The organism is Pseudomonas sp. NPDC099000 (genome assembly GCF_044759925.1).
Lineage (GTDB): Bacteria > Pseudomonadota > Gammaproteobacteria > Pseudomonadales > Pseudomonadaceae > Aquipseudomonas.
In genome coordinates this window covers 253036-272674 of sequence record NZ_JBIWAF010000004.1, presented here as the reverse complement: position 1 = coordinate 272674, position 19639 = coordinate 253036, and the positions used below count along the sequence as shown (strand labels likewise).

16 protein-coding genes are annotated in these 19639 nt (G+C 59.7%); 8 read left to right on the top strand and 8 right to left on the bottom strand.

All coding sequences use genetic code 11. The features are described from left to right. The first annotated feature begins 148 nt into the window (after positions 1 to 148). Both hexR and ACIQV9_RS08080 read left to right on the top strand, forming a co-directional pair. A complete protein-coding gene (hexR, locus tag ACIQV9_RS08085; RefSeq protein ID WP_008027445.1) occupies positions 149 to 1015 on the top strand; it encodes a transcriptional regulator HexR in 867 nt (288 codons plus the stop codon). Between the two features lie 247 nt (positions 1016 to 1262). Then, positions 1263 to 1472 carry a PA3496 family putative envelope integrity protein gene (locus tag ACIQV9_RS08080; RefSeq protein WP_403099938.1) on the top strand — a complete coding sequence of 70 codons (210 nt, stop codon included), beginning with the start codon at positions 1263 to 1265 and terminating at the stop codon, positions 1470 to 1472. On the opposite strand, the gene ACIQV9_RS08075 is transcribed toward ACIQV9_RS08080, so the two are convergent. Next, a complete protein-coding gene (locus ACIQV9_RS08075; protein WP_403099936.1) occupies positions 1414 to 2376 on the bottom strand; it encodes a LysR family transcriptional regulator in 963 nt (320 codons plus the stop codon). The two genes, ACIQV9_RS08080 and ACIQV9_RS08075, sit on opposite strands and share 59 nt — an antisense overlap. 190 nt (positions 2377 to 2566) lie before the next feature. On the opposite strand from ACIQV9_RS08075, the gene ACIQV9_RS08070 reads away from it, so the two are divergent. After that, positions 2567 to 3982: an acetyl-CoA carboxylase biotin carboxylase subunit gene (locus ACIQV9_RS08070; RefSeq protein WP_046030798.1), complete on the top strand. Its 1416-nt coding sequence runs from the start codon at positions 2567 to 2569 to the stop codon at positions 3980 to 3982. A gap of 11 nt (positions 3983 to 3993) precedes the next feature. Further along, entirely contained in the window at positions 3994 to 5802 is a 1809-nt protein-coding gene (gene oadA / locus ACIQV9_RS08065) for a sodium-extruding oxaloacetate decarboxylase subunit alpha (RefSeq protein WP_403099935.1), read from the top strand. Positions 5803 to 5975: 173 nt separating this feature from the next. Here the strand turns inward: oadA and ACIQV9_RS08060 are convergent, their stop codons facing one another. Further along, positions 5976 to 8342 carry an autotransporter domain-containing protein gene (locus ACIQV9_RS08060; RefSeq protein ID WP_403099933.1) on the bottom strand — a complete coding sequence of 789 codons (2367 nt, stop codon included), beginning with the start codon at positions 8340 to 8342 and terminating at the stop codon, positions 5976 to 5978. Positions 8343 to 8543: 201 nt separating this feature from the next. Then, positions 8544 to 11507 (bottom strand): autotransporter domain-containing protein, encoded by a 2964-nt coding sequence (locus ACIQV9_RS08055; protein WP_403099931.1) that lies wholly within the window; start codon positions 11505 to 11507, stop codon positions 8544 to 8546. Between the two features lie 234 nt (positions 11508 to 11741). Here ACIQV9_RS08055 and ACIQV9_RS08050 point away from each other — a divergent pair, with 234 nt between their 5' ends. Next, complete coding sequence (locus ACIQV9_RS08050; RefSeq protein WP_403099928.1) at positions 11742 to 13094, top strand: type II toxin-antitoxin system HipA family toxin; 1353 nt, start codon at positions 11742 to 11744, stop codon at positions 13092 to 13094. Then, entirely contained in the window at positions 13091 to 13369 is a 279-nt protein-coding gene (locus ACIQV9_RS08045) for a helix-turn-helix domain-containing protein (protein WP_403099925.1), read from the top strand. The genes ACIQV9_RS08050 and ACIQV9_RS08045 overlap by 4 nt, the downstream gene beginning before the upstream one ends. Before the next feature lie 77 nt (positions 13370 to 13446). Here ACIQV9_RS08045 and ACIQV9_RS08040 read toward each other — a convergent pair whose 3' ends face one another. Beyond that, positions 13447 to 14283: an amino acid ABC transporter permease gene (locus ACIQV9_RS08040; protein ID WP_403099924.1), complete on the bottom strand. Its 837-nt coding sequence runs from the start codon at positions 14281 to 14283 to the stop codon at positions 13447 to 13449. Next, positions 14280 to 15101, bottom strand: coding sequence for an ABC transporter substrate-binding protein (locus ACIQV9_RS08035; protein WP_094469920.1), 822 nt, complete (start codon positions 15099 to 15101; stop codon positions 14280 to 14282). The genes ACIQV9_RS08040 and ACIQV9_RS08035 overlap by 4 nt, the downstream gene beginning before the upstream one ends. A 111-nt stretch (positions 15102 to 15212) precedes the next feature. On the opposite strand from ACIQV9_RS08035, the gene ACIQV9_RS08030 reads away from it, so the two are divergent. After that, on the top strand, positions 15213 to 16112 hold the full coding sequence (locus tag ACIQV9_RS08030) for a homocysteine S-methyltransferase family protein (RefSeq protein ID WP_403099922.1): 900 nt from the start codon (positions 15213 to 15215) through the stop codon (positions 16110 to 16112). 114 nt (positions 16113 to 16226) lie between these two features. Here ACIQV9_RS08030 and ACIQV9_RS08025 read toward each other — a convergent pair whose 3' ends face one another. From ACIQV9_RS08025 to ACIQV9_RS08015, 3 genes are read right to left on the bottom strand one after another with little or no spacing between them, the layout of a single operon-like run. Further along, positions 16227 to 16898 (bottom strand): GNAT family N-acetyltransferase, encoded by a 672-nt coding sequence (locus ACIQV9_RS08025; RefSeq protein ID WP_403099921.1) that lies wholly within the window; start codon positions 16896 to 16898, stop codon positions 16227 to 16229. A gap of 17 nt (positions 16899 to 16915) precedes the next feature. Continuing rightward, the gene (locus ACIQV9_RS08020) at positions 16916 to 17362 is read right to left on the bottom strand and encodes a GNAT family N-acetyltransferase (protein WP_403099919.1); all 447 of its coding nucleotides are present in this window, start codon (positions 17360 to 17362) and stop codon (positions 16916 to 16918) included. Between the two features lie 9 nt (positions 17363 to 17371). Beyond that, entirely contained in the window at positions 17372 to 17995 is a 624-nt protein-coding gene (locus ACIQV9_RS08015) for an FMN-binding negative transcriptional regulator (protein ID WP_403099918.1), read from the bottom strand. A 90-nt stretch (positions 17996 to 18085) separates the two neighbouring features. Here ACIQV9_RS08015 and ACIQV9_RS08010 point away from each other — a divergent pair, with 90 nt between their 5' ends. Continuing rightward, positions 18086 to 19636: a PLP-dependent aminotransferase family protein gene (locus ACIQV9_RS08010; protein WP_403099917.1), complete on the top strand. Its 1551-nt coding sequence runs from the start codon at positions 18086 to 18088 to the stop codon at positions 19634 to 19636. The last annotated feature ends 3 nt before the right edge of the window (positions 19637 to 19639 follow it).

Below are 19639 nucleotides of genomic sequence, written 5' to 3'. Positions count from 1 at the left end.
TACAAGGGCCGCAGTGCTACATGGAGCGCATGTGGCGTGGAATGGGGACATCGAGTTACGCATTGAGCAGGCAAAAAGCCAATTCATGTAGTATAACTACAAGCTTGCTACATCCCCGGCACCTGCCAATAACAAAGAGTCCAGCCCTTTGAATCTGCTGCAACACATCGCCCAGTCACGCCACCTCTTACGCAAGTCGGAGCTCAAGGTCGCCGACCACGTGCTGCTTGATCCGGCGGCGGTGATGCACAGCTCCATGGCCGATTTGGCCCATAGCGTGGGCATCAGTGAGCCGACCATCGTGCGCTTCTGCCGCGCCATCGGTTGTTCCGGTTTCCAGGACCTGAAACTGAAGCTGGCGCAGAGCCTCGCGGCAGGCGCGAGTTTTGGTCAGTTTGCGATCCATGAAGACGATTCGGTTGCCGACTACAGCCTGAAAATCTTCGATACCACCCTGCACACCTTGATGGAGGTTCGCGAGAAGCTCGATCCGGTGGAGTTGCAGCGGGCCGTGTCGCTGATGTCTCAGGCCCAGCGCGTCGAGTTCTATGGCTTTGGCGCATCGGGCGCGGTGGCGGCGGATGCCCAGCACAAGTTCTTCCGTTTGCTGCTGACCGCGGCGGCGTATTCCGATCCGCACATGCAGGCGATGTCAGCGGTCACCTTGAAACCGACCGATGTGGCGATCTGTATTTCCCAATCCGGGCGTTCCAAGGATTTGCTGATCACGGCGAACCTGGTGCGTGAGAGCGGCGCCTCGTTGATCACTTTGTGCCCGAGCCAGACGCCGTTGGCCGAGCTGTCGACCGTCAACCTGGCGATCGATGTGCACGAAGACACTGAAATCTACACCCCGCTGACCTCGCGTATCGCTCACCTGGTGGTGATCGACGTATTGGCGATGGGCGTGGCCATGGCGCGCGGACCGAGCCTGGTCAACCACCTCAAGAGCGTCAAACGCAGCCTGCGCAGCTTGCGGCTGTCGCCCAAGTCGGTGAAAGCGCTCGACGACTGATCTCAAGTTCGAGCGCGGACCCTGTGGCGAGGGGATTTATCCCCGTTGGGCTGCGAAGCGGGCCCAAACCTGCAACCGCGGTGTATCAGGCACACCGCATCACTGGTTTTACGACTGCTGCGCAGCCGAACGGGGATAAATCCCCTCGCCACAGAACAATGTTCACATCCCTGTAACCCACCCGCCGCCAAACCGTCATCCCACGCGCCTATCTTGAAACTCCCGTAATCGCCTTGGGAGACTCGAAATGGCCCAGCCCTACGAAGAACGCAACAGCGCCGTCAAAACCCGTCGTCAGCAAGAAGACCAGCGCCGCATGGAATTTCGCCGCGCCATCGAAGACCGCTGCGAACGCCGTCAGCTGCTGGCCGAGATCGGTGATTTCCCCGAGCTTGAGCTCAACTACTGGCAGGCAGCTCCCGCAACTTCCCGTCGAAACGTTCAACCAGCGCGCTGATCTGCACCCGCTCGCTGCGGATAAACGCAAGGAATGCGTGGGCCACCGGTGACAGCCGTTTGGCCTTGGCCTGCACCAGGCACCAGCTGCGATACAGCGGCAGTTCTTCGATCGGTAACTCAATCAATCCACCGGTCGCCAACTCAAGGTTCAGGGCGTGGCGCGTCAACAGCGCGACGCCCAGACCTGCCAGCACACATTCACGCTGGGCTTCGGCCGATGCGACCTCCTGCGTCTGGTTGAAGTGCACGCGCTTCTCTTTGAAATACTCTTCGCACGCCAAACGTGTTCCGGAGCCGGGTTCGCGCAGCAACAGGGTGTAAGGCTCGAGGTCTTGCAAGCGCAGCGGCCCCATGTGGCACAGCGGATGGTCCGGCGGCGCGACGGCAACGATCGGGTTGTTGAGGAACGGCAGAAACTCCAGCCCCATGTCCTGCGGCACCATGGACATGATCACCAGGTCGTCGCGGTTATCAGACAGTCGACGGATCACCTGTCCCCGGTTGACCACCGTCAGTTGCAGATTCACTTCCGGATGCTGGCGCTTGAACGCGGCAAACAGATGCGGGACGAAATACTTGGCGCTGGATTCCACTGCCAGTTTCAGCTGGCCCTGCAACGATCCCTGCATGTCCGAGAGCTGCATGTCGAGGTTTTCCAGGCGTCCGAAAATGTCCCGGCTGGCACGTTGAAGCGCTTCCGCAGCTTCGGTCATGTAGAGCTTTTTGCCGACGTAATCGAACAGCGGTTGACCAATCAGCTCTTCGAGTTGACGAATCTGCAGGCTCACGGCAGGTTGTGTGAGCGACATTTCTTCAGCCGCGCGGCTGTAGGACCGCAAATCACAGACCTCATTGAAGATCTGCAACTGACGCAATGTCATACGCATCAATGACTTACGCATTATCTAGAAGCTCCCGCCCCAGGCTGATGAATCAACTATAAGTCTTTACTTATGGCTAACCCAATTATTAATCATTTTTGTTAATCCCTTGTGGGGGCTAGTGTGGGGCTGCGACTAAATCGAAACATTTAGTCACGCGTCGACCTGGTCTAGCAGGTCGTGGGTACCACCGGCTCAAGGGAACCTCCAAGTGATAAAAAAGATCCTGATCGCCAACCGTGGTGAGATTGCCGTACGAATCGTGCGTGCCTGCGCCGAGATGGGCATTCGCTCGGTCGCGATCTATTCCGACGCCGACCGCCATGCCTTGCATGTGAAGCGCGCGGACGAGGCCCACAGCATCGGTGCCGAGCCACTGGCCGGTTACCTGAATGCGCGCAAGCTGGTGAATCTGGCCGTGGAAACCGGTTGTGATGCGTTACATCCCGGTTACGGTTTCCTCTCGGAAAACGCCGAGCTGGCAGATATCTGCGCTGAACGCGGCATCAAGTTCATTGGTCCATCGGCTGAAGTCATCCGCCGCATGGGCGACAAGACCGAAGCGCGCCGCAGCATGATCAAGGCAGGCGTACCGGTCACTCCAGGCACCGAAGGCAACGTCGCGGACATCGCCGAAGCCTTGGTCGAAGGCGACCGTATCGGTTATCCGGTGATGCTCAAGGCGACTTCCGGTGGCGGCGGCCGGGGTATTCGTCGTTGCGACAGCCGTGAAGAACTCGAACAAGCCTTCCCGCGAGTCATTTCCGAGGCCACCAAGGCCTTCGGTTCGGCGGAAGTGTTCCTGGAAAAATGCATCGTCAATCCGAAACACATCGAAGCGCAGATCCTCGGCGACAGTTTTGGCAACGTAGTGCACCTGTTCGAGCGTGATTGCTCGATCCAGCGCCGCAACCAGAAGCTCATCGAAATCGCTCCAAGCCCGCAACTGACCCCGGAACAACGCGCCTACATCGGCGACCTGTCTGTGCGCGCAGCCAAGGCCGTGGGCTACGAGAACGCCGGCACCGTGGAGTTCCTGCTCGCCGAGGGCGAGGTGTACTTCATGGAAATGAACACCCGGGTGCAGGTGGAACACACCATCACCGAAGAAATCACCGGGATCGACATCGTCCGTGAGCAGATCCGCATTGCGTCCGGCCTGCCGCTGTCGGTGAAACAGGAAGACATCCAGCACCGCGGTTTCGCGCTGCAATTCCGGATCAACGCCGAAGACCCGAAAAACAATTTCCTGCCGAGCTTCGGCAAGATCACCCGTTACTACGCACCCGGCGGCCCCGGCGTGCGCACCGACACGGCAATCTACACCGGCTACACCATTCCGCCGTTCTACGACTCCATGTGCCTGAAACTGGTGGTGTGGGCGCTGACCTGGGAAGAAGCGATGGACCGTGGCTTGCGCGCCCTCGACGACATGCGTCTGCAAGGGGTCAAGACCACCGCCGCGTACTACCAGGAAATCCTGCGTAACCCGGAATTCCGTAGCGGCCAGTTCAATACCAGCTTCGTTGAAAGCCACCCTGAACTGACCAACTACTCGATCAAGCGCAAACCCGAAGAGCTGGCCCTGGCCATCGCCGCCGCCATCGCCGCCCACGCAGGCCTGTGAGGAATATTCCAATGACTAAGAAAATCCACGTTACCGACACAATCCTGCGCGACGCCCACCAATCGCTGCTCGCGACCCGCATGCGTACTGAAGACATGCTGCCGATCTGCGACAAGCTCGACAAAGTCGGCTACTGGTCGCTGGAATGCTGGGGCGGCGCGACCTTCGATGCCTGCGTACGTTTTCTGAAAGAAGACCCGTGGGAGCGTCTGCGCCAATTGCGCGCCGCGCTGCCTAACACGCGCCTGCAAATGCTCCTGCGTGGCCAGAACCTGTTGGGCTACCGTCACTACAGCGACGATGTGGTCAGAGCGTTCGTCGCCAAGGCCGCGGTCAACGGCATCGACGTGTTCCGCATCTTCGATGCCATGAACGACGTGCGTAACCTGCGCGTCGCCATCGAAGCCGTAAAAGCGGCCGGCAAACACGCCCAGGGCACTATCGCGTATACCACCAGCCCGGTGCACACCATCGACGCGTTCGTGGCTCAAGCCAAACAAATGGAAGCCATGGGTTGCGACTCGGTGGCGATCAAGGACATGGCCGGCCTGCTGACCCCGTACGCCACGGGCGAATTGGTCAAGGCTCTGAAAAGCGAGCAGTCGTTGCCAGTGTTCATTCACTCGCACGACACCGCGGGTCTGGCCACCATGTGCCAACTCAAAGCCATCGAAAACGGCGCCGACCACATCGACACCGCGATCTCCAGCTTCGCCTCGGGTACCAGCCACCCAGGCACCGAATCGATGGTCGCGGCCCTTAAAGGCAGCGAGTTCGACACCGGCCTCAACCTGGAACTGCTGCAAGAGATCGGCCTGTATTTCTACGCCGTGCGCAAAAAATATCACCAGTTCGAAAGCGAATTCACCGCTGTCGACACTCGCGTTCAAGTCAACCAGGTACCAGGCGGGATGATTTCCAACCTGGCCAACCAGCTGAAAGAGCAGGGCGCCCTGAATCGCATGGCGGAAGTGCTGGCTGAAATTCCGCGCGTTCGTGAAGACCTCGGCTTCCCGCCGCTGGTGACCCCGACCTCGCAAATTGTCGGCACCCAGGCGTTCTTCAACGTGCTGGCCGGCGAGCGCTACAAGACCATCACCAACGAAGTGAAGCTCTATCTGCAAGGCGGCTACGGCAAGGCGCCGGGCACCGTGAACGAGAAGCTGCGTCGTCAGGCGATTGGTAGCGAAGAAGTGATCGACGTGCGTCCGGCCGACCTGCTCAAACCGGAAATGACCAAGCTGCGTGCCGAAATCGGCACCGTGGCCAAGTCTGAAGAAGACGTGCTGACCTACGCCATGTTCCCGGACATCGGCCGCAAATTCCTCGAGGAACGCGCTGCTGGCACCCTGACGCCAGAAGTGCTGCTGCCGATTCCTGAAGCCGGCGGCGTGACCTCGGCCGGTGGCGAAGGCGTGCCGACCGAGTTCGTCATCGACGTCCATGGTGAAACCTACCGCGTCGACATTACCGGTGTCGGCGTCAAGGCCGAAGGCAAACGTCACTTCTACCTGTCCATCGACGGCATGCCGGAAGAAGTGGTGTTCGAGCCGCTCAACGAATTCGTCAGCGGCGGCAGCAGCAAGCGCAAGCAAGCCACTGCACCGGGCCACGTCAGCACCACCATGCCGGGCAACATCGTCGACGTGCTGGTCAAGGAAGGCGACACCGTGAAAGCGGGGCAAGCCGTGCTGATCACCGAAGCGATGAAGATGGAAACCGAAGTCCAGGCGGCCATCGCCGGCAAAGTCACCGCCATCCACGTGGCCAAGGGCGACCGGGTAAACCCGGGCGAAATCCTGATCGAGATCGAAGGCTGAGTTAACAGCCTCGATACAACGCTTTAAACCTCGGGGGGGCATGTGCTCCCCTTTTTTTTGTCCGGCATTTGGGGTGAATCGCTTTCCCGAAGTCGCCTCCGATCAAAGGTGGGAGCGGCGGTGCGGCGATCCCACAGGTATCGAGTCGAGTCAGTGAAAGTGGCGTGGGTTGATCAGAATGCCATCCGCCACTGCCCCATCACGCCGTGATTGCGGCTGTCAGTACCGATCTCACCATTAAGGCCGACGCCCAGCGTATGTTTCGCTGACAAACCAAGGTCCAGACCTGCATCAACCAACAGGCTGTCCCGGTCCAGCGGTGCACCGGAAACGGTGAAGTTCTTCCCGCCCGTTGCCAGTCGTTGTCGGGTGTCGCTGTCGATATCCCCGTAGGTGTGTTTCCAGCCGGCACTGAACCGCGGGGTCAGTTGCATGCCGTTATGCAGCGTATTGATCTTCGCCAGCCGCAAGCCAAACGTACTGTTGAGGTTGTTTTGGGTCTGGTCGTGGACTTTCAGCGCTGCCGCGCCACCTTTTTCCATGTAACCGTCGCGCTGATAGCGTTGGTAGCCAAGGCTGGCAAACGGTTCGATGCTGACATTGGCTCGCCCCAGGTTGTAACCCACTTCGGCGAAGGCCTGCTGGGTGCTGGCAGCGTAACGGCCTTCGGGACGGTCGCTGAAACCGTTGAAGGCAACCCGGCGTTTAGTGCTGCCGTCGTGATTGCTGTAGGTCGCGCCCAGGCGTAGCGACATGGGGCCGTTCTGGCGCAAGGCATAAGCGCCCAAGTGCCAACTGTCGAGATCGCCGTCGAGTTCGCGGCTGTCCAGGCGGGTCTCGGACTTGCCGCCCATCACACCGATACGCCATTCCTCATCGACGCCCCAATCCGCGCCCAGGGCGAGGCCTTTGGTAGAAGTTTGCAGAGCGTCATGGTCACGATCCAGCGTTCCGCCGTGCCCCAAGGCTTGCAGCCAGACCCTGCTGTTTTCTTCGCTGCCGGCAGCCAGGCGTGGTGCGTTGGTTCGGTTGCCGGGTTTGTTGTAGCCGCTGGCGCTGTCCAGTTGGCGCATGGCCGAGAGCAGGGAGGCGCTGACCGGGGTGTCACTGTTCAGGGTTGCCTTGGCGAGGTTGGCGTTGCTGTCGCCGGTCAGTTGATCGAGAGCGTAGGTGGCTGTGGATTTATCGGTAGTGAGCAGGGCGGTGACGGCAGCATTGGATTCATTTGTTTTAGCCGTCGGCTCGTCCACGCTTTGACCAAACGCTCGAGCATTGTCGTCTGCGGCAAAATCCTCTATCGGCACTCCGTTGCGAGCGTAGTTGAGAACGACATCAGTCCTGGAGTAAGACAGAGTCGGCGTCATGTACGCCAGATTGCTGGTGACGCTGCCGAATTCGCCTACCACCAGGCCTGCTTCAAGCACCGTGTAATCACGGCTGTCGGGATAGTTGCCCGGCCGTGCAGAAACCTCCAGTGAGGCATCCTCAAGCGCTGCGATACCTTTGACGATGATGGTGGGAGACTTGCCGGTAGCCGTGACGCCGTAGGAGAGCGTGGCACCCTCTGTGAATATCAGATCTCCTTTGATGTGTGGGGCGCCAAGCCGCTCATTGACCTGCAATGTACCGTCTACGTAAAGATCGCGTACCTCACCTGGGCCGCCGTAGCGTCCACCTTCGTAAACAATGGCATCGCCCGCGATGCTGCCCATGTTGACCAGCGTTGCGCCGGCCATCACCTCGGCTCCGCGGTCGAAGTCGTCTTTACCCGTCAAGGACCAAGCACCTTGCTCGACTCGCAACCCGGAGAAGTTACTGGTTTTGTCGAGTATGCCGCCGTCGGGGGAGTCGAGCAGTATTGCGTTTTTCCCGCCACCGCCCTGGATTTCTCCTGCAAAGCTGACTCCGTTACCGACGATAAGAAGGTCATCTCCCGCCCCCAGTTTCAGTGAGACGCCATCGATGCTTTCGTACCGTCCTGCTGCAAGGGTGCGCTCAGTGCTACTGGCATTTGAGAATTCGTCGAACGTCATCGGTGAATCGTTCTCTACCGTTTCGAGCGGGACATCATTGTTCACGGGAAACTCGTAAAGATGCTCCGCTGGATCGATGGGTTCCGCGGTAGCGGCTACAGGTGGCGCAGGGGTCGCTGGTACCTCAGCCGTAACCGGGTTGGGTTCGCCTTCCGGTGTTGTGGGCGATGGCGGTGGGAGCGAATCGTCGGCAGTTTCGGGAAAGTCATAAAGATGCGCTGCGAGATCTACCGGGTCCGGAGCCGCCGGAACCGTTGGCATCGGAGTCACCGGTTCTTGTGGCTTAAGCGAAGCGGGTTTGACGGCGTGCACCATTGGGCCAATGAAATTCCTGATCGCTAAAAGGTCATCTTTTTTAGGCCAAGCGGCTACTCGAGTTTTCTTGGCAGGTGCTTCGACTGCGACTTTAACGTCTGCTTGCTGAGCCATCGATATATCGATGCAGCCAAGAGAGAGGGCGATCGCCAGGGCGAGTTGGTGCGGGCGATGAATGAACGGCGTGGGCATTGAATTCGACCTCGTTTTTCTGGAGGTCGAACTCTAGGAGGGAGCACGGGTGCTTGAATGCCGGGCGTTTCCGGCGCTTTTGCAGGGACTTGGAAATTCGGTTGTAGCAAAAATCCAACTCCGCAGATTACGTGTGCATTGGCCTTCACGCGGTGGGATTTTTGCCTACAACCTTTCAGGGTTGGTCTGTTCTTTTACAGGTCAGAAACTCATCTGCCACTGCCCAATCACCCCATGATTGCGGCTGTTGCTCCCCATCTCCCCGCTGTACCCAATCCCCACCGAATGCCGCGCCGAAATGCCCAGGTCCAACCCGGCTGCCAGCACCAGACTGTCACGGTCCAGCGAACTGCCATCGACACTGAACGCCGTTCCCCCGACCACAAACGCCTGGCGCGTCGAGTTGCTGACATCGCCATACGTGTGCTTCCAGCCAGCGGTCATGCGGGGCGTCAGGCTCATGCCGTTCTCCAGCGAACTCAAGTGCGCCAGGCGCAGGCCGAAGGTGCTGCTGAAGTTGTCCTGGGTTTGTTTGTCGACCTGAAGTGCAGCGGCGCCGCCTTTTTCCTGGTAGCTGTCGCGGTGATACCGCTGGTAGCCGAGGTTGGCAAACGGCTCGGCGCTGAGTCGGCCGCTGCCTATTGCATAGCCCAGTTCGGCGAAGGCCTGTTGGCTGTCGGCGTCGTAATCGCCTTTTGGCCGATCGCTGAAGCCGTTGAAGGCCACCGTGCGTTGGCTTTCACCTTGATGACCGCTGTACGCAGCACCGAGACGCAAAGCGAAGGGGCCGCTTTGGCGCAAGGCATAAACGCCGGCATGCCAACTCTCGACGTTGCCATCGGCTCCCGTGGCATCCAGATCGGTTTTCGAATAGCCGCCGAGAACACCCAGTCGCCATTGCGGATTGAGTGCCCAATCTGCCCCGAGCACACTGCCTTTGGTGCGCTGTTCCAGACCGCTGCTGCCATGCTCACCATCAAGCTTGCCGTAGCCGCCGATGGCTTGTAGCCAGAGTCGGCCTTGGGCGTTCGGGTCGTTGAGGTTGCGGGCTTCGGACGGAACGCCGGTAGCGGCGAGCACCGGGGTGTCGCGCTGATCCAGACCGACCATCAACCCTGAACCGCCGCCCATTTGTTGCATCGCCGACAGCATGCTGCCGCCGATCTGGCTGCTGGCGCCGAGGGTGGCGCTGGTCAGGTTGGCGTTGCTCGCGCCGGCGAGTTGCTCGATTGCATTGCCGGCCGTGGTGCTGGTGGTGTTGAGCAATGCGTTGTAGAGCGTGTTGTTTTTGCCCATCGACGCGAGGCTGTTGGCGGCGCTGCTGCCGTTGCCGGTGACCGCGAATTCGTTGAAGGCGACATCGTTGCGGGTGTAGGTCAGGTCGACCTGGGTCGGGGTGTAAGCGAGGGTCGGCGTGAGGAACGCGTAGTCGCTGGTAACCTTGCCGAAGGTGCCGTTGATGCTCGCCGCTTGCAGCACGGTGTATTGGCTCTGCCACGGATATGTGCCGCTGCCGGGGTTCACCGCCAGGGTTGAGCCGTTCAAGTTGGCCGCGCCGCCGACCTTGACCGGCGCGCTGCTACCATCGGCATTGACGCCGTAGGCCAGAGTGGAGCCGCTGCCCATGGTCAGGTCGTGAGTGATGGTCGCTGTGCCAAGTTGGGTGTTGGTGCGCAAAGTCCCGTTGACCAGCAAGTTACCCACCGAACCACCCCCGGCATAAACACCGCCTGCGTCGACGGTCAGGTTGCCGGCGATTCCACCTTGGTTGATCAGCGTTGCGCCGTTGCGCACCGCGCCGCCTTCGCTGAAATCACCGCTGCCGGTCAGCGTCCAGTCACCTTGCGTGACCTCCAGCCATTCGAAGTTGCGACTCGCACCGAAACTGCCGCCCGCCGCGTCGTCCATCACCACGCGGTTGTCACCGCTGCCGCCGTCAACCACACCGACGAAGCGGCTGCCATTGCGCAATGTCAGGTTGTCGTTGCCGCCACCCAAATCCAGCGCCAGGCCATTGCTGCCGCTGATCGTGCCGCCGTTGATCACGCTGTCATCGAGCTCGCCGACGAACTTCACGCCGAAACCGTCGAGGCCCTGAATGGTGCCGAAGTTTTCCAGCGTGGTCGCCGCCACGCCCGAGCCGCCGCTGCCGTCGTCGACCAAAATGGCACTGTTGGCGCCGCTGATCAGCGCCCCGTTGGCGTTCAACACATAGCCGCCGCCCAACGCGATGCCTTCACTCCCGTTGGCGAAACCACCCTTGTCGACACCGCCGGCGCCGACACCCTGAATGGAGCCGTAGTTTTCGATGTGGGCGAGCTTGTCGATGTCCACGCCATCGCCGTCACCATTGGGTTGCAGGCCCGAATAAGCGCCGGTAATCGTGCCGTGGTTGATCACGGTGCCGTCGCCATCGGAGCCGAAGCCCGAGCCATTGCGACCGGTGATTTGACCGTAGTTGGTCAGTGTCGCGCCCAAGTCAGTGGTGATGCCGTGGCGGCCGCCGGAAATGCTGCCGTAGTTGGTCACCGTCACACCGGTCGCGGTGTCGATGTCGATACCGTCGAATTTGTTGTCAGCGATTCGAGCGTCGCCGGTAGAGATCTCGCCATAGTTGGTGATCGTCGCGTTGGCACCGGTCTTCATGCCATCGCTGGCGTCCCCACGGATCAATCCGCCTGCGCGGTTGATGATCGTCGTTTTGACTCCGGCACTGCGCAACGCATCCAGATCCAGGCCTTGGCCGGTGGTGGAGCGGATGATGCCGCTGTTGTCGATCAGCAGGCTGCCGCTGGCGAAGTTGCTGTCGATGCGCAAGGCGTCGTTGAAACCGAGGATCTGCCCGCCGGCGCGGTTATAAATGCTGTAGTTGCGCGCCTGCGTCAGGTCCCCGCTGCTATCGATGGCCCGGCCGCCGGTCGAGATGATCTTGCCCGCGTTATCGATCACCACACCAACGCCGCTGGTGCTGTCTTTCAGGCTCACTGTCTTGCCCGCGTTGGTGATGCTGCCCGGCGCCGAGATCGTCAGCGAGTCCGCACCGCCTAGGGTTTGCGCGGTGGTAGTCGGTGTGTCGATCTGCACATTCTTGAACGGCGCGGCGTGGGCGCCGGCGCTGATCAACAACGCGATGCTGAATGCCAGGCGCTGGGGGGAGAAGGGCATGTGAGACGGCCTTTTTGTTATAAGCGGGCCGTTTTGTATAGCGGAGGGTTTTTACAGAATGATGTCAGCGTCTCAGCGATATCTGCATTGTTTTGCAACTTTTGCCACTAGGATGATCTTGGATATGCATTTTAATGCGCTTACGAAGATGTCTAGCGGATCGATAATGCACTATATTGCATTCACAGCTTTAAAATTCTCGAAAAAATGCATTTAAATGCAGGTGGTCGCCGCATGTACAACCTGACTTTACAGATTTTCATTACAGGGGAATGGCACGACGCTATGGTTTTGGGCTTCGACAGCCCTGAGAAAGGTTTCGAAAGCCGATGCAATTTCGGCTACGAAACACCCTATCTTGTCGAAAACATTGAGGATATTGGATCACCCTTTGCCAGGGCAGTGAGTGCCAGGTTTCCTTTGGACTTCGAGGGTAAGCGATCCAATGCACCAGCATTTCTGCATGACATCGCACCTGCCGGTGCAGCCAAGAGATTTCTTCTGGCGCGCATAGGTCGCGACAAGCCTGCTGATATCAGTACTGATCTTTATTTACTGGCCAGAAGCACTCCGGCACCGATTGGCAACATGCGCATAAAGGAATCCGCCGAGGCGGTAGACCAGCGCGAACCTATAGGGTTTACACGCGAGGATGTCATTAGTCGTGATAACCGGTTTCTCGAATATGCCTATGAGCAGGGTGCTGCAATTGGTGGGGCAACGGGGGCGGGGGGCGAGGCGCCCAAACTTTTATTAGCTCAGGGCAAGGATGGAAATTTATACCCGGACGCAGTATTGGATGACGCAGACGTTACCCAACACTGGTTCGTGAAGTTCTCTCGCAACAAAGGAAACAGGAACGATCAAGACATCCTCAGAAGCGAATACCACTACTACAAAGCACTACAAAAACTAGGCATCGAGACAGTGGCAGAACAGGGCTTGGCGCTGGAGGAGGCGACCAAACCCAGTTTGTGGATGCAGCGTTTTGATCGACAAGTAACCCCTCAGGGTGTCGAGCGTTTTGCCGTGGAGTCGATCTATTCTTTGGCGCAAATAACCACGCCCGGTAGCGCAATGGACCACATGGAGATTATCCGGCTACTTGCGAGACTCTGGCGTGATGCAGGGCAAGCGGACCAGATCCCGAATCTCGTTGCGGACTATCTGCGCCGGGATCTGCTCAATAAAATCCTCGGCAACTCAGATAACCACGGCCGCAACACCGCAATCATCCGCGGCACAGACTCGTTTCGCCTGGCTCCGATTTATGATCTGGCGCCAATGGTGATGGACGACGAAGGCGTAACACGCACCACCAAGTGGCCAAAAGAATTGGAGAGAGCGGGTGATGTTGATTGGCGTGGCGTATGCCGGGCATTGGCTGACATTGCCGATCCGAAGGATCCATTGGCCGCTTTGAATGATGCACAGGAGTCTTTCCTGCGATTGCGCGAGGATGCCAAACATCTGGCAGCACTCCCCGACATTTTGAGCGCCAGTGGCTTGCCCGACGCAACAATGAATCACCCGCGAATTGCCTTGAAAAATCTGGAGCAGCGTTTGAAAGAGTGGGACCTGAAATGAGCATGACCGTTGCCGAGCGCACTGTGCTCATCGAAAGCATCCAGGAAGGGCTGGCTCAAGGCACTCTTGAGATAAGCGAGGCGGTCCGTCGACTACGAATAGAAGTCACAGGTTTGCATCAGACCCAATTCGCAAAAATGTGCAAAATCTCGGTGCGCACGCTGGTGCATATCGAGCATGGAGAAGGGAATCAGACGCTGAAATCGCTGAATGCAGTGTTCAGACCTTTTGGACTGAAGATGGGCGTAGTGCGGATTCGGCGCGACTTGAGCTGATACTGCACCGCGCACGGGCGCCCCCTTAAAGATGGCATCTAGGGATCTGCTGCCGTTCGAGGGCAGCGATCCTTAAACTAACTCCGACTCAAATACGCCTTCCCATAATGCCGCTCCATCCTTGCCTGAATCAGCTCCAGCCCAATCGACATCACCCAGTAAATAATCGCCGCCGTCGTCAGCATCTCGATATACCGATAGCTCGACCGCCCGTACGACTGCGCCAGAAACATCACTTCCCAAACCCCCATCACCGAGATCAGCGACGAGTCCTTGAGCATCGAGATGAATTGGTTGGTGGTCGGCGGGATGATGGTGCGCATGGCCTGGGGCAGGGTGACGCGCCAGAAGATCACGGTTTCGCGCATGCCCAGTGCCAGGGAGGCTTCGCGTTGGCCGTGGGGGACGCCGAGGATGCCGGCTCGGAAGATTTCGCTGAGGTATGCGCCGTAGTTCAGTGACAGGGCGATGATGCCGGCGGTGACTGCGCCCGGGACGACGCCCAGTTGCGGCAGGCCGAGGTAGATCAGCAGGATCTGGATCAGCAGCGGCGTTCCGCGAAAGAAAGAGGCGTAGAAACTGGCGATGCCGAAGGCCACGGCGCTTTTCGACAGTCGCGCCAAGGCGGTGATGAAACCCAGCAGCGACGACGTCACGATGGAGGCCAGGCACAGAAACAGCGTCAGCGCCGCGCCTTGCAGGAAGCCGTTCGGCGCCAGGTGCAGGCCGATCAGATTGGGCAGTTTGTCGAGGATGATCGAGAACTTCAGGTCGAAGCTCAGAAAGAAACTGGCGAACAAACCGAACATCGCCGCCCACGTCAGGTACAAGCGTGTGCGGAAACTGAAGACGCGTTGCAGCCGCGACTCAGCCACTGGTTGCGGCGGCTGAGGAGGTGTCGGGAAAGAAGTCATTGGCTGATGTCGGCGCCGATCCATTTTTGCGAGAGCTTGCTCAGGGTGCCGTCCTGTTTCAGTTGCGCAAAGACCTCACGCACCTTGGCGTCCCACTGCGCGTCGCCTTTCTCGATGGCCACCGAGTTCGGCTCCGAATACAGCGGCTCGCCGGCCAGCTTGAAGCGTTTGTCTTCGGTCAGGCGCGGTTGCGCGGTGACGAGGTTGGTGAGGATCGCATCCAGCCGCACGCCGGCCCCCAGCCCCAGGTCCTGGAATGCCACGTTGTCGGTGTCATACGGTGCGATCTGCACGTCCTCGAACGGGTATTGCAGTTGGGTGTCTTCAGCGCCTTCGATCACCAGATTTTTGTTGAGGTAACTTTCGTAGCTGGAGGCGCTGGTGAGGCCGACTTTCTTGCCGCTCAGGTCCTTGGCGCTGTGAATACGATCATCCTTGGCATTGACCACGATCACGGCTGGCGAAGCGTAGTACTCGACCGGGAAATCGAAGACTTCGGCGCGGGCCTTGCTCGGCGTCATCGAGCAGACACAGATGTCGTAACGGCCACTCCAGCGTCCGGCGGCGATGACGTCCCAGGACGGCGTTTCCAGACGCAGTTTGACGCCCAGTTTGTCGGCCACGGCTTTGGCCACATCAACGTCAAACCCGTCGAGTTGGTTCTGGTCGTTGAGGAACGAGAACGGTGGATAGCTTTCCATCAACACGCCCACCAGTTCTTTCTTCTGCTCGATGCGGTCCAGTGTCGCCCCGCCAAAGGCTTGGGTGGAGGCAGCCAGAATCGTCAGGCCCAGGGCCAGGAGTGGTTGAAATTTCACAGTCGATCCCTGAAAAAAAGTGGTTGTTATTAACCGGATGGTGCGTATTAAATAGTTATAAGAACGACTCTGATAGTGAGTTATTTTCATAAGCATATGAGTGAAAAGCATATGGGCGCAGGAAGCACGGTAATTCTGGATGGCGGCATGGGGCGTGAGTTGCAGCGTGCAGGAGCGCCATTCAGACAGCCCGAATGGTCGGCGCTGGCCTTGATTGAAGCGCCGAGGGCAGTAGAGGCGGTGCACGCGGCTTATATCGACAGTGGCGCCAACGTGATCACCAGCAACAGTTATGCGGTGGTGCCGTTTCACATCGGCGAAGAGCGTTTTGCAGCAGAAGGGCAGGCTCTCGCGGCGCTGGCCGGTGAGCTGGCGCGGCGTGCGGTGGAGGCTTCGGGCAAGGCCGTGCGTGTGGCCGGTTCGCTGCCGCCGCTGTTTGGCTCCTACCGTCCGGACTTGTTCGACGCTGCTCGGGTCACTGAATTACTGACGCCTTTGGTCAAGGGACTGGCGCCTCATGTCGACCTGTGGCTGGCCGAAACACAAAGCTCCATCGTTGAGGCGCGGGCGATCCACGCTGGTCTGCCCAAGGACGGAAAGCCGTTCTGGCTGTCTTTTACCTTGAAGGATGAGGACACGGACGAAGTGCCGCGTTTGCGTTCCGGTGAGCCCGTAGCTGAGGCCGCTGCGGTGGCTGCCGAGCTGGGTGTCGAGGCGTTGCTGTTCAACTGCAGTCAGCCGGAAGTGATCGGCGCTGCAATTGATGCGGCGCGGGAAACCTTCGAGCGTTTGGGGGTGAAGATTCACATCGGCGCGTACGCCAACGCCTTCCCGCCACAACCGAAAGAGGCCACGGCCAACGATGGCCTGGACCCGTTGCGTGAGGACCTCGATCCGCCGGGGTATGTGCAGTGGGCGGCCGACTGGAAAGCGCGCGGCGCCAGTCATTTGGGCGGATGCTGCGGGATTGGGCCGGAGCATATTGCGGTGTTGGCCCAGAAACTCGCCTAAAAGATCGTTCCCACGCTCCGCGTGGGAATGCCGCCATGGACGCTCCGCGTCCGGCCCGGAATGCGACGCGGAGCGTCGCGGGATGCGCTCCCACGCAGAGCGTGGGAACGATCGTCAGGTGCGGCACTCGGCCAGGGTTTTCACCTGCCCTGAATCCGTCTGGTTTTCATCGGATAGCCACCGCTCAAACCCAGCACCGATCGCCGGCCATTCCGAATCCAGAATCGAATACCACGCGGTATCCCGGTTTTGCCCCTTCACCACCATGTGCTGACGGAATACGCCTTCAAAACTGAACCCCAACCGCTCCGCCGCGTACTTGGAGCGGGCGTTGCCGTTGTTGCATTTCCACTCCAGGCGCCGGTAGCCCAGCGCAAAGGATTCTTTGGCCAGCAAGTAAACCGCCTCGGTACTTTTCGGCGAACGCTGCATCGGCGCACCGAAGGTGACGTGGCCGATTTCGATGCGACCTTGCGCCGGGACGATCGACATCAGACTCAGGATGCCCTGCACATCACCGCTGGCACGGTCGATCACGCTGAAGAAATACGGGTCGCTGTTGGCCGCATGGTTGTTCAGCCAATCGTTGAAAGCGCTGCGTTCCGGGAAAGGGCCGTAAGGCAAATAGTCCCAGAGTTTCGGGTCCGATCCCGGGCCTTGCAGGGCTTTCCACAAACCCTCGGCGTGACGCGCCGGGTCGAGTTTTTCCAGGCGGATGAAACGCCCTTCGAGGGTTTGAGCCGATGGCGCCGGGACGCCTTTCCAGTCTGCGAGTGAAGTCGACATGGTGTTCTCCTTGAACCTTAAAGGGCTTTGCGAAACTGGATGAAACCGGGGCGTTCGGCGATGCGCTCGTAGAGCTGGATCGCGGTGGCGTTGGTTTCGTGGGTCAGCCAGTGGACCTTGCAGCAACCGTCCGCTTTGGCGGTGGCGTAGACGAATTCGATCAGCTTGCGGCCGACACCGGTGCCGCGAGTCTCCGGCGTTACCAACAAGTCTTGAAGGTAGCAGGAGTTTTCGATGCTCCAGTTCGAGCGATGGTAGATGAAGTTCACCATGCCGACCGCTTTGCCATCGACCCACGCCAACGCCGAATGGGTCGGTTCATTCTGCTCGAGCATGCGCTGCCAGGTGCTGTCCGTGACCGCCTCGGACAACTCGGTGTTGTAGAAGCGCAGGTAGGCTTGCCACAGCGGCAGCCAGGCGGCGTGATCGTCGGCGCTGACCTGGCGAATTTCAATCTGACTCATGTTCATTCCTTAACGCATCAAGTGGGCGAGGGCCTGGTCGTGCACATCAGGGCTGGCGGCGAGCCCTTCGCGCACACCGGCGATGTCTTCGGCGCTGCGGTTCTGGCTGAGTTTGCGTTTGCCTTCCAGGCGCTGGATCGGCAGGGCAAACCCGACGATGGCCTTGAGCATGCCGTCGATGTAATCAGCGGGCGCATCAGCGACTTTCCACGGTTGCGCGCGGCCGGCTTCGTGACGATCGGTCAGCGCGCTGACCAGGTTGAGCAGGCGATCGGCATCGGTGAACACCTCGGCTGTTCCGTAAGCGTGCACGGCGACGTAGTTCCAGGTCGGCACGACTTTGCCGTGCTCGGCTTTGCTTGGGTAAAACCCCGGGCTGACGTAGGCATCGGCACCGGCAAAAATCACCAGCGCTTCGGCTCCGTTCTGCAGTTCCTTCCACTGGGGATTGCCCCTGGCGAAGTGGCCGTAGAGGGTGCCATTCGGGCCCTGCTCAGGGTTGAATAACAACGGCAAATGACTGGCTTGCAGACCTTGCTCGCCGTGGGTGACCACCATGGCGAGACGCGTGTCGAGTATCTGCTGCTGCAGTTCATGCAAATCTTTGATGGAAAAGCCGCTGGGGTTGTACATGGAAATATTCCTTGGCGAATGCGTCCATCCTAGGCAGGCTATTGGTCTGTTGTAAGAGCCATTAATGACCAATTTCATAGGTCCATTGTCATGAGCGAAACGCCGCTTTCACTGTCATTCAACCCCGCCGGTATCGAACTTGATCGTCGTCAGGGTTTGAGTCGCCAGCTTTATCAGGCCTTGCGCCTGCGGGTGCTGGACGGACGCCTGGCCAGTGGCACGCGATTACCGGCCAGCCGGGATCTGGCGGCGGCGTTGGCGATTTCCCGCAACAGCGTGGTGCGGGCCTACGATCAACTCTATGCCGAGGGGTTTATCGAGGGGCGTGTCGGTGACGGGACTTACGTTGCGCAATTGCCGCAAACCGCAGCCCCCGGCAAAAAATTATCCACAAAAGTATCCACAGGGTTATCAACAGGGTTACCCACAGCCTTATCCACAAATTGGCTGGATTTACCTGTGGTTTCATCCAGTAAAGTTATCCACAGCGGTGCATTGGGGCGGGTTGAGAACAACCATTTGCCGACCCCGCCGAGTGGTCCGCCCAGAGCCTTTCGGGTCGGGGTGCCGGCATTCGATCTGTTTCCTTTCGAGGTGTGGGCCAAGCTGAATGCGGCTTTCTGGCGCAAGCCGGATTTGCAGCAGCTGTGTTATGGCGATCCGGCGGGAGACGAGCGTTTGCGCGGCATGATCGCCGCGTATTTGCGCAGTTCACGAGGGATGCAGTGTTCGGCTGAGCAAATAGTGATCACCAGTGGCGCGCAGCAGGGGATTAGCCTTTGTGCACAGCTGCTGGTGGAGCCGGGCGATGGGGTGGCGATCGAGAATCCGGGGTACCGCGCGGCAGGTCATGCGTTCGCCGTGGCCGGTGCGCAATTGCATGGCGTGGCGGTGGACAGTGAGGGCATCGATTGCAACGAATTGAACGGCCTCAGCGATTGTCGACTGGCGTATGTCACACCTTCGCATCAATACCCGACCGGGGTGGTGATGAGCCTGGCGCGACGTCTTGAGTTGTTGGCCTGGGCCGAACGCACCCAAGGCTGGATCGTCGAGGACGACTACGACGGCGAATACCGCTACAGCGGCGCGCCGCTCGCCCCGTTGGCCGCACTCGACCGGCAGGGCCGGGTTTTGTACGTCGGGACGTTTGGCAAAGTTGCCTTCCCGGCGCTGCGCCTGGGTTACCTGGTGTTGCCGCCAACGCTGGTGCAGGCGTTCTCGCAACGGCGAGCGGTGGACGTCCGGCATTCCGAGGTCAGCACCCAAGCGGTCATGGCCGAATTCATGGCTGCCGGGCATTTCCAGCGGCATATCCGGCGCATGCGCCGGGCGGCCCTGAGCCGGCGCAATACCTTGCTGGCCGGTTGGCCGCAGAATATTCCCGGCATCGGCAGCCTGCCGAGTGTCGCGGCAGGGCTGCATTTGACGGTGGCGGTCGACTCACAGACCCGTGAGCGCGAACTGGTGGAGCAGGCGGCCAGCGTCGATGTCGAGATCAATGCGCTGAGCGGCTACTGGTTGCCGGATTCGGCGAAACCTATGGACCAGCGCGCGGGGCTGGTCCTGGGGTTCGCGGCGGTGCCCGAGGCGGCCATCAGTGCCGCGCTCGGGCGACTGGAAAAGGTCTGGCGTCGTTAAGTG

Excerpts from the sequence above, each read along its gene's own strand:
- ACIQV9_RS08080 (WP_403099938.1), top strand. The coding sequence starts at position 1,263 with ATGGCCCAGCCCTACGAAGAACGCAACAGCGCCGTCAAAACCCGTCGT.
- ACIQV9_RS08075 (WP_403099936.1), bottom strand. The coding sequence starts at position 2,376 with ATGCGTAAGTCATTGATGCGTATGACATTGCGTCAGTTGCAGATCTTC.
- oadA (WP_403099935.1), top strand. The coding sequence starts at position 3,994 with ATGACTAAGAAAATCCACGTTACCGACACAATCCTGCGCGACGCCCAC.
- ACIQV9_RS08060 (WP_403099933.1), bottom strand. The coding sequence starts at position 8,342 with ATGCCCACGCCGTTCATTCATCGCCCGCACCAACTCGCCCTGGCGATC.
- ACIQV9_RS08055 (WP_403099931.1), bottom strand. The coding sequence starts at position 11,507 with ATGCCCTTCTCCCCCCAGCGCCTGGCATTCAGCATCGCGTTGTTGATC.
- ACIQV9_RS08050 (WP_403099928.1), top strand. The coding sequence starts at position 11,742 with ATGTACAACCTGACTTTACAGATTTTCATTACAGGGGAATGGCACGAC.
- ACIQV9_RS08045 (WP_403099925.1), top strand. The coding sequence starts at position 13,091 with ATGAGCATGACCGTTGCCGAGCGCACTGTGCTCATCGAAAGCATCCAG.
- ACIQV9_RS08040 (WP_403099924.1), bottom strand. The coding sequence starts at position 14,283 with ATGACTTCTTTCCCGACACCTCCTCAGCCGCCGCAACCAGTGGCTGAG.
- ACIQV9_RS08030 (WP_403099922.1), top strand. The coding sequence starts at position 15,213 with ATGGGCGCAGGAAGCACGGTAATTCTGGATGGCGGCATGGGGCGTGAG.
- ACIQV9_RS08025 (WP_403099921.1), bottom strand. The coding sequence starts at position 16,898 with ATGTCGACTTCACTCGCAGACTGGAAAGGCGTCCCGGCGCCATCGGCT.
- ACIQV9_RS08020 (WP_403099919.1), bottom strand. The coding sequence starts at position 17,362 with ATGAGTCAGATTGAAATTCGCCAGGTCAGCGCCGACGATCACGCCGCC.
- ACIQV9_RS08015 (WP_403099918.1), bottom strand. The coding sequence starts at position 17,995 with ATGTACAACCCCAGCGGCTTTTCCATCAAAGATTTGCATGAACTGCAG.
- ACIQV9_RS08010 (WP_403099917.1), top strand. The coding sequence starts at position 18,086 with ATGAGCGAAACGCCGCTTTCACTGTCATTCAACCCCGCCGGTATCGAA.